General features: G+C 46.7%; 11 protein-coding genes. 1 reads left to right on the plus strand and 10 read right to left on the minus strand.

The genetic code is table 11. The annotated features are described in order from the left end of the window. Positions 1 to 63 precede the first annotated feature (63 nt). The 10 genes from QP794_RS22030 to QP794_RS22075 form a co-directional block, all read right to left on the minus strand. On the minus strand, positions 64 to 1,362 hold the full coding sequence (locus QP794_RS22030; protein WP_094939099.1) for an NCS2 family permease: 1,299 nt from the start codon (positions 1,360 to 1,362) through the stop codon (positions 64 to 66). A gap of 414 nt (positions 1,363 to 1,776) precedes the next feature. Further along, on the minus strand, positions 1,777 to 2,535 hold the full coding sequence (locus QP794_RS22035; RefSeq protein ID WP_024633055.1) for a tRNA threonylcarbamoyladenosine dehydratase: 759 nt from the start codon (positions 2,533 to 2,535) through the stop codon (positions 1,777 to 1,779). Positions 2,536 to 2,553: 18 nt separating this feature from the next. Beyond that, the gene (gene aspS, locus QP794_RS22040; protein WP_079350693.1) at positions 2,554 to 4,332 is read right to left on the minus strand and encodes an aspartate--tRNA ligase; all 1,779 of its coding nucleotides are present in this window, start codon (positions 4,330 to 4,332) and stop codon (positions 2,554 to 2,556) included. A gap of 105 nt (positions 4,333 to 4,437) precedes the next feature. Continuing rightward, the gene (hisS, locus tag QP794_RS22045) at positions 4,438 to 5,688 is read right to left on the minus strand and encodes a histidine--tRNA ligase (protein ID WP_285078903.1); all 1,251 of its coding nucleotides are present in this window, start codon (positions 5,686 to 5,688) and stop codon (positions 4,438 to 4,440) included. A gap of 619 nt (positions 5,689 to 6,307) precedes the next feature. Further along, a complete protein-coding gene (locus tag QP794_RS22050) occupies positions 6,308 to 7,576 on the minus strand; it encodes an SEC-C metal-binding domain-containing protein (protein WP_285078905.1) in 1,269 nt (422 codons plus the stop codon). A gap of 613 nt (positions 7,577 to 8,189) precedes the next feature. Further along, positions 8,190 to 8,636, minus strand: coding sequence for a hypothetical protein (locus QP794_RS22055; RefSeq protein ID WP_285078906.1), 447 nt, complete (start codon positions 8,634 to 8,636; stop codon positions 8,190 to 8,192). Between the two features lie 112 nt (positions 8,637 to 8,748). Next, positions 8,749 to 9,255: a type 1 glutamine amidotransferase domain-containing protein gene (locus QP794_RS22060; protein WP_024633050.1), complete on the minus strand. Its 507-nt coding sequence runs from the start codon at positions 9,253 to 9,255 to the stop codon at positions 8,749 to 8,751. Between the two features lie 304 nt (positions 9,256 to 9,559). Then, on the minus strand, positions 9,560 to 9,727 hold the full coding sequence (locus QP794_RS22065) for a hypothetical protein (protein WP_160319650.1): 168 nt from the start codon (positions 9,725 to 9,727) through the stop codon (positions 9,560 to 9,562). A gap of 75 nt (positions 9,728 to 9,802) precedes the next feature. Next, entirely contained in the window at positions 9,803 to 10,264 is a 462-nt protein-coding gene (gene dtd, locus QP794_RS22070; protein ID WP_285078907.1) for a D-aminoacyl-tRNA deacylase, read from the minus strand. A gap of 12 nt (positions 10,265 to 10,276) precedes the next feature. Further along, positions 10,277 to 12,454, minus strand: a complete 2,178-nt coding sequence (locus tag QP794_RS22075) for a RelA/SpoT family protein (protein WP_285078932.1) — start codon at positions 12,452 to 12,454, stop codon at positions 10,277 to 10,279. 373 nt (positions 12,455 to 12,827) lie between these two features. Here QP794_RS22075 and uraA point away from each other — a divergent pair, with 373 nt between their 5' ends. Continuing rightward, positions 12,828 to 14,144, plus strand: a complete 1,317-nt coding sequence (uraA, locus tag QP794_RS22080) for a uracil permease (RefSeq protein ID WP_285078908.1) — start codon at positions 12,828 to 12,830, stop codon at positions 14,142 to 14,144. The last annotated feature ends 33 nt before the right edge of the window (positions 14,145 to 14,177 follow it).

The following is a 14,177-nucleotide window of genomic DNA, read 5'->3' on the forward strand; positions in this document are numbered from 1 at the left end:
CCCCCGTTCTCCCGATGTTCACCAGAGATCATACGTATGAGTTAACATAACGTTTCCTATCTTTTACAATATCCCGTGCAGAACAAAATTGGCCAAAAACAGAATGGCAATGCCATACATGACTTTAGGCACCTGCTTACCCTGACCCACCGCCAGCTTCGCTACGGGATACGCAATGAATCCAAATGCCATACCGTCGACGATGCTATATGTAAATGGAATCATGACCATGATCAGAAAAGCCGGGAAAGCCTCCGTAAAATCACGGAAATCCATGTCCTTCACATCCTGTACCATCAATCCGCCTATAATGATCAAAATGGGAGCGATGGCACTGTCCGGGATATAACCCAGCAGTGGAATAAAGAAGAATGTTGCACCGAATAGCACTGCGGTAACCAGTGGAGTCAAGCCTGAGCGCCCGCCTGCAGCTATACCCGCTGTTGTCTCAGCCGCAGCTACAGTAGGGCTGCTTCCAAAGATCCCGGCAAAAATATTCGAAATTGACAAGGCTCGCAAGCTGCCTTTGAATCTTTCGGGGCGACCAATCAAATGAGTCTGGGCCGTAATCAGCCCGATATTTTCAAATACAACAATCAGCAGCAACAGAAATACAGCAATCCAGAACGACAAGTCCACCAGGTTTGCGAAGGAAAGCTCAGCGAACAAACCGCCATATTGATGCAATGCTTCTGCGGCAGACACGGGGTCACCCGGTTTTACGGCCCCAAGCACATAAGCCAGTCCTGTTCCCGCCAGAATACTGATCAGAAGCCCACCCTGTACATTTCGTATAAATAGAATCAATGCAAGCACAAGTGTAACACAAGCAGTAATTACTCCAGGGTCGTTAAAATGCCCAATGGCTACAAACGTCGTCTGATGTGCGATGACGATTCCGCTTTTTTGCAAACCGATAAACGTCAGGAATAGACCAATTCCGACAGTAATGCCATGCTGCAGGTTTTTGGGAATGGCCTCACTGATCATTTTATATAACGATGTAAACGTCACGACCGAAAATAGCACACCTGTGACCGATACAACCGCCAAGGCTTCCTGCCAGCTCAATTTCATCGAATGTACGAGTGTGTAAGTGAAAAATGCATTGATGCCCATGCCAGGTACAACGATAATCGGTGATTTACCGCCAAATGCCATCAGCAAACAACCTGCAATGGACGTCAGAAGTGTGCCCACCATAGCTGCCTGCAGCGGCATTCCGGCATCCGCCAGAATTGTTGCATTGACCATCACGATATACACCACGGCAAAATAGGAAATGGCCCCCGCCATAATTTCCTTCTTCCACTGGTCTCCCGGCTCCAGGCCAAGTCGTCTGGCCATCCATCCTTGTTTCATTCGTTCCGTTCCCCTCTCTCTATATAAGCCGAACAAATGTATTTACACCCTACCACTGCGCGGACAGAACAACCTTCCGATTGCTGTTATCCCCAGATTTTTAGATTTATGTTTTTAAAGTTAAATCCGGTGATAAGCGTATGCTTCCGATGCAGCTTTCTTTCAGAAAGCTTTTAGGCGAACGCTTCACTTCTCCAGGTTTTTTCTGTCCTCTTCGTTCTTGTGTAAATCTTATATTCATCTTATATAGCTGCGATTTCTCTATGTATTAATCATCTTTTCGTGCAGCACCACATATCATACACGTTTTTGGGATCGAAGTACATCACGTAACCCTGACATTGGTTAGGGTTTTGCGCATTCAAAAAAAGCGCAGACACCTTGTCGGCATCTACGCTTTTCCCTTACAGCAAATTACTGCTGCTTGTTCTCTGCAATTTCAATCAGTTCCTTGACAGCAACACTGACCATGATCAGTCCGGCTACCGGAGGAACAAAGGCGTTACTCGCTGGTGGCTGTTTGGCCTTGCGAATTTCCGGCGCATTTTCAGGTACAATTTTCTGTGTTACATCTTCGCGTGGTTTGAGCGGCTTTTCGGTTGAAAAGACCACTTTCACACCTTTTTTAATACCGTCTTTGCGAAGTGTCGTACGGACAACACGAGCAATCGGGTCCATGGTCGTTTTCGAAATATCCGCAACCTGGAATTTTGTCGGGTCCATTTTGTTTGCCGCACCCATGCTGGAAATGACCGGAATCTTCCGTTTGAGGCATTCCTTGATGAGGTGGATTTTGTAAATGATCGTGTCGGAAGCATCCAACACATAATCCAGCTCATACTTGAACAATTCCTCATACGTCTCTTCCGTGTAAAACATATTCAGTGCAATTGCGTCACACTCTGGATTGATGAGCTTCACCCGTTCCACCATCAAATCTGCTTTTTTCTGACCCACGGTCGTTGTCAAAGCATGAATCTGACGATTGATGTTCGTGATGTCCACCACGTCTTTATCAATCAGAATGATACGGCCAACACCGCTGCGGGCGAGGGCTTCCACTGCAATACCGCCCACGCCGCCGATGCCGAGCACAGCTACTGTACTATTTTTCAAGGCGTTCAGACCTTCAGGTCCGATTGCCAGTTCTGTTCTTGAAAATTGATGGAGCATTGAGAATCGATGCCTCCTTTATTTCTTTTCCGCCACCGGTTTACGGGCTACACGGATGTGAAGTTGTTCCAATTGGGAGTTATCCACTTCAGAAGGTGCATTCATGAGCAGATCCGTTGCACTTGCCGTTTTCGGGAAGGCAATCGTTTCACGCAGATTCGTACGTCCTGCCAGCAGCATTACCAGACGGTCGAGACCAAAAGCGATTCCGCCGTGTGGTGGCGTTCCGTATTCGAATGCTTCGAGCAGATAACCGAATTTCTCGTTGGCTACTTCCGGAGAGAGTCCCAGGGCAGAGAACATTTTTTCTTGAACATCACGTTTATAGATACGCATTGAACCGCCGCCCACTTCATAACCATTCAGAACAAGGTCATAGGCTTGAGCGCGAATCGCACCCGGATCTGTGTCAAACAGATGTACATCTTCGTCTTTAGGACGTGTGAATGGGTGGTGCTCTGCTACATAACGTTTGGCATCTTCATCGTACCCGAGCAATGGGAAGTCAACAACCCATGCAAATTTGAATTTGCTGTCATCGATCAGGCCCAGTTGACGACCGATTTTCAGACGAAGCGCGCCCAGTACATCTGCAACCACTTTTTTGGTGTCAGCAGAGAAGAGCAGCAAGTCGCCTTCTTCAGCGCCAGTACGTTCTTTGACTGCTTCGATCTCTTCCGGTGTAAAGAACTTCACGATTGGTCCTTTGAACTCGCCGTCTTTCACTTGAATCCATGCCAAACCTTTTGCGCCGTAACGCGCTGCGAATGGACCGAGGTCATCGATTTCTTTACGACTCCATGTGCCACAGCCTTTAGCGTTCAGAACTTTCACTTCTCCACCTTTTTCAATGACAGAAGCAAATACTTTCACACCACTGTTTGCTACGATATCGTTCATTTCAACCAGTTCCATGCCAAAACGCAGATCCGGTTTGTCCGAACCGTATTTACCCATGGCATCTGCATACGTAATCCGTTGGAACGGCAGCTCCAGCTCAATACCTTTCGTCTCACGCAGCAATTTGGCCATCAGCTCTTCCATCATTGGCAGCAGGTCATCCTGTTGCAGGAAGGAAGTCTCGATGTCGACTTGAGTGAACTCCGGTTGACGGTCTGCACGCAAATCTTCATCACGGAAACAACGGGCGATCTGATAGTAACGCTCAAGTCCGCCAACCATCAGCAATTGTTTGTAAATTTGCGGGGATTGCGGCAGGGCGAAGAATTCACCTTCATGCACACGGCTTGGTACGAGATAGTCACGCGCACCTTCCGGGGAGCTCTTCGTCAGGATTGGTGTTTCTACTTCAACGAATTCTTCTCCATCCAGATAATCACGGAACACTTTGGATGCTTTGGAACGCAATTTCAATGTTTCGAACATTTCCGGACGACGCAGGTCCAGGTAACGATATTTCAATCGAAGGGACTCGTCGACTTCCACACCATCTTCGATGAAGAATGGAGGTGTTTTGGCTGCGTTCAGCACTTCAATCTCCGTAATTTGGACTTCAATTTCGCCTGTAGGCAGGTTTTTGTTTACGGTCTCTTCGTCACGTTTAACGACTTTACCCGTTACCGCGATAACATACTCGCTCCGTACTCTGTCAGCGATTTGCAATGCTTCGCCAGAGTAAGCCGGGTTAAAAACAACCTGTACAATTCCGCTGCGGTCACGCAGATCGATAAACAGTACGCCCCCCAGGTCACGGCGGGTCTGTACCCAACCGTTCAATGTTACAGTTTCACCGATGTGTGCGGGTGTTAACGCGCCGCAATGATGACTTCTTTTCATAACCAAACTCCTCATATGTGAATTTCCGTTCTGTATGGGCGGGCAGAGCCCGCTTTTCAACAGTGCGGTTGCGTGAAGACGATTTTATTCAAATGGTGTTACTGCTTACTTTCCACTTACCGTGGCAACAAGATCATCCAGCTTCACCGTTTGTTGTTCACCTGTATCCATGGACTTCAGGGCAATCTCGCCGCGCTCCAGTTCATCATCACCAAGAATGGCAGTGTAACGGGCTTTGAATCGGTCGGCAGATTTCATCTGTGCTTTCATCTTGCGACCGAGATAGTCGCGTTCACCGGACAGTCCGGATTGACGGAGCTTGAACAGCTGACGATTGACTTCACGATCGGCTGCTTCACCAAGAGCAACAAAATATACATCGAGCGGGGCAAGGGAACTAACATCAATGTTCTGGTGTTCCAGAATCAGTTGAATACGCTCCAGACCGATACCGAAACCAATACCAGGCTGATCAGGTCCACCGATATCTCCAACGAGACCGTTGTATCTACCGCCACCGCCGACTGTATCAATCGCGCCAATACCTTGGGCTTTCAATTCAAAAGCAGTCAAGGTGTAGTAATCCAGTCCGCGTACCAGACGATTGTTCACCGCGTAATCTACGCCAAAGTCATCCAGATACTCTTTCAGCTTGGCAAAGTGGTTCAGGGACTCTTCATCCAGACTATCCAAGATGGACGGTGCCCCTATGAACTTGTCCTGATCGACTTTGCAGTCGAGCACACGCAGCGGATTACGTTCCATCCGGGATTGGCAGTCCTTGCACAGACTGTCTTTCATTGGTCTGAGGAATCCAAGCAATTTTTCGCGATATTCCGCACGGCTGGTTGGGTTACCGACAGAGTTGATTTCGACTTTGACATCTTTCAATCCCAGTTCTACACACAGTTGATACCCAAGCGCAATAACTTCAGCATCGATCGCTGGATCAAGGGCTCCGATGGCTTCTACGCCGAACTGGTGGAACTGACGCTGGCGACCTGCTTGCGGACGTTCGTACCGGAACATCGGACCGATGTAATAAAGCTTGCTCACATCCGGTTCGCCATAGATTTTATTTTCCACATAAGCGCGGACAACCCCCGCTGTACCCTCTGGTCGAAGGGTCATGCTGCGGTCCCCTTTATCATTGAAGGTGTACATTTCTTTTTCAACAATATCGGTTGTTTCCCCAACGCCTCGTACAAATAAAGAAGTCTGTTCGAAGATCGGTGTGCGAATCTCGCGGTAATTAAAACGGTGACACAGATCACGCGCTTTTTCCTCTACGAACTGCCACTTTTCGACAACACCAGGCAGCAAGTCCTGCGTTCCAGTCGGTTTTTGAAAAGCCATCTTTCATCCCTCCAGCATCTATTTTTCTCTGTATAATAAAAAAATCCCTCGCCCTGTCGCTGTATAAACAGCAAACAAAGGGACGAGGGATTGTGTTTACACATTCACCCGTGGTACCACCCACATTCCGGAATCCCTGACACTTTCGCCGTTCAGGTGATCGTGTGATGATGCAGGGTTGCTCCAGGCAATCCGATCAAAACACAGATCATTCCGCTCTACGTATAACGCACGCCCTGCGCAGGCCAGCTAATGATCATCAGATATAAATCTAATGTGTTCGCCGTCTGTTCTCGGGGAAGTCATTCGTCCGCTCATCAAGAGAATCCTTACAGCCAGGGGATTCCTCTCTGTTCATGTGGGCACGGAGTACTTGGTCCCGTCATCAAATCATCAAGTTATATTATTGAATAACACCTATAGTTATTATATAACGTTTAAAGTTAATTTATTTTCTGATTGTAATGAACCGCAGTGCTAAAGTCAAGGGCTAACACAAAAAGATAGCACTAAAAAAAATTCTCACACGTTGTACGGGATGCGGAGTCCACAGATATCAAGGTTAATAGAAGCTGGATTCATCAAATGAATTCCAACTTCTATTGCCTTCTTACTATCTCTATTGTTTCAGCATCCACTTCAGCAGATCCGGCACATTCGCCCATAGACGGGAGTGCATAATGACATATTCAATCGCTTCGTCGGAATCCCCCATTCCGACAAAATCAGGGAGGTTATGCGGCAGCCGCTTCAAACCCAGCAGGTAGTCAGGCACATGCTTGTTCACACCCCGGGCCACACGGTACAGCATTTTGAGCTGGGAGGTGATTCCGTTCTTCTTATACTCCAGAATGATCTGGTCATAGGCAAAGGCGGCTGCGGCGTCACCTTTCCCATACTTCTCCAGCAGTTGCTCTGCCTGCTTCAATTGGTTGCTGTACAAATACACAGCAGCGAGCAGGTAACGCGCTCCGGTATTGTCTTCCGTGTTAAGCTCCAAAATATGCTCCAGGATTTGTGCCGCTTCTTCGGCATCTCCGCCAAACCAGCAGGATTCGGCGTAGCTTTTGCATATCCGGATATATGGACGAGTCTCATGAAGCCCCCAGAAGTCCCCCTTGTTCTTCTCAAAAAACAGTTCGCCCAGTTCGCGTTCGCCAGCAGCGATTCCAGCCTTGAGGTAAGCACGTGCATCAGACTCATTGTCCGATTCCTCAGCCAGAATAAGATACGCATCAGAGCTGTCAGAATACATCTCCAGCGCTGTTTTCGCCAGCTGTATTCTGCGTTTGGAAGAACTGGATTCCATCGCCTTATTCAGCAGAGCCTGCGCTTTGTCCTTCGGTTTGTCTGGGCTGTTCAGAATCATCAGCTCGTCCGTTTCGCCGCCCATGCCGTATTCTTCGATGTAATTGAACATCTCCTTAACCTTTCGGGAGATCGTTGCTGTCGTTACCTCATATTTAGCGGCCAGCTCATCTTTCGAAACATTGAAGCCGTATTCCTCGGACAGCAAATACTCGATTGCGGCACAGAACGAGCCTGTCTTCTTCACAGTAGGGCGGGTCTGACGGGAATAGCCATTCCATAGCACCAGAGCTTCCAAAATCAGCTCCCGCTCGTATTGGTTCCTCATGTTCTCAATAAGCTGCAGGGCCAGCTGTTCGTGAGCCGGATGCGCCCATTTCAGTTCGCGCTCCACCATCTTTTTCAGCTTGGTCAAGGTCAGTTTGCTCTCAGGCTGAACCGAGGCTTCCTGGACAGGCTGCTCGGTTGATATCAGCCGCAGTACGGATTCTACCGCAGAGGGCTCCTTGTCCAGACAGCATTTCTTATATTTTTTCCCGCTTCCGCATGGACATAAATCATTTCTTCCAACCTTACTCAAAACTAATTCCCCCTTAAATCTTTCACTAGCCATTTCGCATGAGAACACTGTTGCTTTAGCATTATAGGTTTCATTTCTCAAACGAGGCATTCTATATAACTGTCAATTTCCATAAGCAGAAACGGCTGCCCCGCTCTTATATAAGGGCGGGGGCCGTTTCAGCGAGTATATGTTCATCTGGAATATGACGGATCACTCTGGCGATGAATTCCTCACACTCTCTATCATAGGATTGGATTCGCCTGAGCCCAATCGCTAGAAGCTTGATTTACCGACCAATGTTGCCTAACTATGAAAACAATTCGCTTTAAAATATTTAATCCATCTCTCTATTCTAGCAAAAATTTAAATACGGGGTAAGCTTTGCCCAAAACATATACATTTTCATCTCAAAAAAAAAACCTGCACACGGTGTGCAGGCTCAAAGGATATATAAAAAAAGGGGGTCATGTTTGTTATTATAAACGGGCTATGTTAAAGGCTTATGTAACTAATATTACAGTAATATTACAAAAATGATAGCGCTTTATAATATATTTTTTTCTACATCATAAAAGCCCCTGCAAAGGCTCCTGACACGAATCCAGGCCTTGCAAGGGCTCTCTTTTACATGTTAATTCAATTCTTCCACATAAGCTTGGTTAGAGCGAAGTTTATGAACGATTTCCTCATAATCCTCATCCCTTACTTTGGCAGACAAAACATAATGCAGATCGTCATAGTCAGCCGAGGACACATCCGCAGCATCCAACAGGTCGCCATCCTCATTGACATTATCACGGGAACCTCTCTCGGTATCGTGATCTACATTACTGACGACCGGAATTACATTTTCACTAGCGGGAACCCCGGGAGCTGCACCCACACCCATAGCTCCATTGGTTCCTACGCCACCTGCTGTGTTATAAGGCACCAGAGGTACCATAATCCGCTTGTCTCTGCCAACTGCACTGTCCAGTTGCCCTACTTCCAAATGCTCTGTACGGAACGTCTGAAGTGAAGTTCTTGCTCCCTCCGCTTCGTCCTCGGTCCGAAAATACGCCTGAATATGCTTTGTCATGTCAAACCCTCCTTTATCGGAATAAATGCTGGATGAAACCTAAATTTAGAAGCTTCCAGTTCCACCCTATAACGTAATCATTTTTAACGGATAGTTATCTGATTCCATATCATTAAATAACTTTTAGCAGCTCCCGGACAAATGCTGGCTCATCGGCAGGTGTTCGGGAAGTAATATAGTTGCCGTCTACAACAGCTTCATGGTCCTTAAATTCTGCTCCCGCGTTCACCATGTCATCCTTGAGCGGTGGATAGGACGTAATTGTCCGACCTTTCAACAGATTGGCAGACGCCAAAATTTGAGGACCGTGACAAATCGCAGCGATTGGTTTCTTCGCACTGTTGATCTCCGTTACGAATTTCAGAATATGCGCATCTGTGCGTAGATTCTCTGGAGAAGATCCCCCTGGAATCACAACCGCATCATAATCGGAAGCAGAGACTTCGGAAATCGCTTTGTCTGAAGTGTAGGAGGCTTTACCACCTTTACCCTTCAGTGTCTCTCCTGCTTTCAAGCCGATAATTTCCACATCGTGTCCGGCTTTTTTTACCTCATCATATGGTACCTGCATTTCCGAATCTTCAAAATCATTCGCCAATAAAAAAGCAACTTTACTCATAACGTATGTTCTCCTTTCCGTGTTCGAAATTTCTTGAAATCGGGTAATCGCAGAAACTTATATTCTACATTTCTTGTTCATTGCCCGTAATAAACACTGAACCTGGCACGCCATCGTGCCTCGTTCTGTTATTACCCTAACCAGAGTCATTTATAACAAGACGAACCTGTATTATTTTGACTTTGATTAAACACTTCAACTCCGAAATGATTAAGCTTCCTAACAAAAAAAGTCTTGATTCGATGATCGAATCAAAACTTTTTCGCTTTTGTTACCTAAATATTTGATCGAATACTGTCAGCACTCAGTCACGCGGAAGACGGCTCTGCTCCCCTTTATCCGAATCCTGAAGGGCCCAAATTGTTGTTGCACATTCGGCAGCAGCACGAGCAAGCTTCAGGGACTCATACAAGTTTCCAGGTAGAAGCAAAGGTTCTATTCGGGAACGTGTTTCCTTGACGGATTGGCGCATAAGGGTAGGATACTCCTTTGATCATCTTATGTTATAAACCGAATTATCCCTCATTATGGCCTGTTCCCCAATCAATTATGCATGTGCCTCTTGACGAATAGGGCTTTCGAGCATTAAAGTCACGGGTCCCCAATTGGTAAAAGTCACATCCATCATCGCACCGAAACGCCCGGTTTCCACCTGAATTCCTTTATCCCGTAACAGCTGATTAAATGTTTCATACAACAATTCTGCCGCTTCAGGTCTGGCTGCCGCTGCAAAGCTTGGGCGTTTTCCTTTGCGACAATCCCCGTACAATGTAAATTGTGAGACAGATAATACAGCCCCGCCCACATCCATCAAACTGAGATTCATCTTTTCCTGCTCATCCTCAAAGATTCGAAGTCCAGCAACTTTGTCTGCCAAATATATGGCATCCTTCTCCGTGTCCTCATGTGTAATGCCCACGAGTAACATCAATCCGGATTCAATTCTTCCCGTCAGCTCGTCCCCAACGGTCACCTGAGCCTCTTTACAGCGTTGTACAAGCACCCTCATCTTACAGGCTCCTTACTGCATAATCCGATGCACAGAATAGACATCTTTCACCCGTTTGATTCGTTCCACAACCGAATGCAGATGCTCCGTATTACGTATCAGAATTGTGACGTGCACCAATGCTAATTTATTTTTATCCGTACGTCCGGTGACGGCAGATATATTCGTTTTACTTTCGGAGACAGCTTGAAGCACTTCATTGAGTAAACCATTGCGATCATGGCCCGTAATCTCAATATCCACACTGTAGTTGGCTTCAATATTCTCTTCCCACTCGACTTCAATGACGCGAGCTGCTTCATCTCCATCCGTACTGGACGGAATATTTGGACAGTCACTGCGATGCACGGAAACCCCGCGCCCACGTGTAACATACCCGATAATAGCATCCCCTGGTACAGGGTTACAGCAGCGCGCAAAACGAACAAGCAAATTGTCTATGCCTTTGACACGAATGCCATTGGTCGGACGGTTTTTGCGTTCAGGTGCAGGCTTCAGCTCACGCATCTCGGAATTCAGTTCCAGCAAGCTGGATTCTTCCTGCTCCTTGCGGAGTTTCTCCGTTGCTTTGGTCACAATCTGAGCAGCCGTAATGCCACCGAATCCAACCGCTGCGAGCATATCCTCAATATCATTGAAGGCATACTTTTTGGCTGCTTCCTGCAACTTATCGTCCGTCATCCAGGCAGATGGATCAAGCCCCATGCGCTTAAGTTCACGTTCGCAACTGTCGCGTCCTTTTTCAACGTTTTCTTCGCGCCGTTCCTTCTTGAACCATTGCTTGATCTTCGCTCGTGCGTGAGAGGATTTTGCAATTTTAAGCCAGTCCTGGCTCGGTCCGTAAGAATGTTTGGACGTCAAAATTTCAATGATGTCGCCCGTTTTGAGATGATAATCGAGCGGAACGATACGACCATTTACTTTCGCACCAATCGTCCGATTACCCACCTCTGTATGGATTCTGTACGCAAAATCCAATGGAACAGATCCGGTAGGCAATTCGATAACTTCACCTTTTGGTGTGAATACAAACACCAGATCCGAGAAGAAATCCATTTTGAGTGATTCCACAAATTCAGACGCATCCTGCGCTTCATTTTGAAGTTCAAGAATCTCGCGGAAGAACGTAATTTTATCTTCAAAATTATTTCCGTTCGCGGCGCCTTCCTTGTAGGCCCAGTGGGCAGCTATCCCGAATTCAGCAGTGCGGTGCATATCCCATGTCCGGATCTGTACTTCGGTCGGTTCACCGTTGGGACCTACGACCGTGGTATGCAGCGATTGATACATATTCGCCTTTGGCATCGCGATATAGTCCTTGAAACGTCCAGGCATCGGTTTCCATAACGTGTGTATAATTCCGAGCGTAGCATAACAATCCTTGATGTTATCCACAATAATACGAATCGCAAGCAGATCATAAATCTCGTTAAACTGTTTGTTTTTCGTAGTCATTTTTTTGAATACGCTGTAGATGTGCTTAGGACGACCCGACAGATCTGCCTGAATTCCCATCTCATCCAGCTTGCTCGTGATGCCGTCCATAACCGTATCTATATATTGCTCACGTTCCGCACGCTTTTTGTGCATCAGGTTTGCGATTCGGTAATATTGCTGCGGATTCAAATAACGGAGGGCGATGTCCTCCATTTCCCATTTGATCGCAGAGATACCCAGACGATTAGCAATTGGACAGAAAATCTCCAACGTTTCATATGAAATCCGGCGCTGACTCTCTTCCGACTGAAACTTGAGTGTCCGCATATTATGCAGACGGTCAGCCAATTTGATCACGATGACACGGATGTCCTGCGCCATGGCGATGAACATTTTGCGGTAGTTCTCGTTCTGCTGTTCTTCCTTGGAGCGGAACTGAATACGTTCCAGCTTCGTCAAGCCGTCAACAAGCATGGCACACGTATTGCCGAAATGATTGCGGATTTCTTCAAGTGAAACCGTAGTATCTTCTACTACATCATGAAGAAGCGCTGCAATTATGGAGATGGTGTCCATCTGCATGTTTACAACAATATCGGCAACCGCAAGCGGATGCAGAATATACGGTTCTCCCGATTTTCGCGTCTGTCCATGGTGGGCCTGATCAGCAAATTCGTAAGCTTCACGTATGCGCACCAGATCGGGTTCTTTGATATATGCCCCGGCCTTCTCGAGTAATTGCTCTATGCCCATTCTGATCTGTTCCGTGTCCTTTCTATACAAAATGGAACCCGTGACATAATATCAACACAGGTTCCCCGTAAAAGTAATTTCCTATAATTATGACGCTTCGCCCGTTTCCCGTCAACTACTGACGAATAAGAGCACATATCCAATTTTTTTATACGTGATGTGTCTTTCCCGAAAGAGCTTGCCCAGTCCTCCACAGGGCTCCGAGGTGATCCTCAATTACCATATATTATTACCGTTATTTACCGAAATAGAAGGATAGATTGTAAAATAAATAGAGCTTTCAATCCTCATCGGAAAAATGTTATTGCTAAATGAAGAGAAACTCTGTACTATATTGAAGATTTGTGTTTCGGAAAAAGGAGATGAACATTCATTGCAACGTGAAATTCAGGTTAATCAAAAAATGCCGCTTGGCTCAGGCTCACTGCTGAGTCTCCAGCATTTGTTCGCCATGTTTGGCAGCACGGTACTCGTGCCGAACCTGTTCGGTGTCGATCCAAGTATGATCTTGCTTATGAACGGTATTGGAACATTGTTGTACATACTCATGTGCAAAGGAAAAATTCCGGCCTATCTTGGGTCAAGCTTTGCTTTTATCGCACCTGTTTCTTCCGTGTTACTCGCACACCCTGATAACGGATACTCCATGGCACTTGGAGCGTTTATCGTAACGGGAGTTGTTTTCTGCATTGTAGCTCTTATCATCAAGTATGCGGGCACAGGATGGATTAACGTGGTATTCCCACCAGCGGTTATGGGTGCCATTGTTGCCCTAATCGGTCTCGAGCTTGTTCCTGTGGCAGCCGGAATGGCTGGTCTAATCAATTCAAGCCCTGCTCAGAATCCAAACTGGGTACCTCAAGCCAAACCGATTATTTTAGCCCTAGTTACTCTTGGTATCACTGTTATTGGTGCAGTAACCTTCCGTGGGTTCCCCAAGATCATTCACATTCTAATCGGGATTGTATCCGGTTACGTGCTTGGATACTTTATGGGTGAGGTAAAAACCGAGAATATAGCGAACGCTGACTTTATCTCGCTGCCTACCGTAACGACACCGACATTTGACTGGTCTGTCATCTTCACCATTTTGCCTGTCGCCCTTGTTGTCATTGTTGAGCACATCGGACATCTGCTTGTAACGAGCAGCATTGTGGGCAAGGATCTGTCCAAGGACCCGGGTCTGCATCGCTCCCTGCTCGGAAACGGTGTTTCAACCATTCTTTCCGGTTTTGTTGGATCTACGCCGAATACAACGTATGGTGAGAATATTGGAGTTATGGCTCTTACAAGAGTTTATTCCACCTATGTTATTGGCGGCGCTGCCGTTATCGCGATCGTGCTTTCGTTCTCAGGTACGTTCTCGGCACTTATAGCTAACATTCCCGTTCCGGTTATGGGTGGTGTATCTTTGCTTCTGTTCGGAGTTATTGCCGCATCCGGTTTGCGTATTCTTGTCGAACAGAAAGTGGATTTTGCCAAACCGACCAACCTGTTGTTAACAACCCTTGTACTCGTCATCGGACTCAGTGGTACTGAGATCACGTTTTATGGTATTCATCTTAAGGGAATGGCTCTGGCAACCATCGTCGGAATTCTGGTGAGCTTGTTGTTTAAATTATTTGAAGTACTGGGTTGGTCGAATGATCAAACGGAGAAACAGCCTTTAACCGAGAAAACGCCGGATTGATTTCTTGACGACTGATCTGAACGAATCATGTTT

The sequence above is a fragment of the Paenibacillus sp. UMB7766-LJ446 genome, from assembly GCF_030226665.1.
Taxonomy (GTDB): domain Bacteria; phylum Bacillota; class Bacilli; order Paenibacillales; family Paenibacillaceae; genus Paenibacillus; species Paenibacillus vandeheii.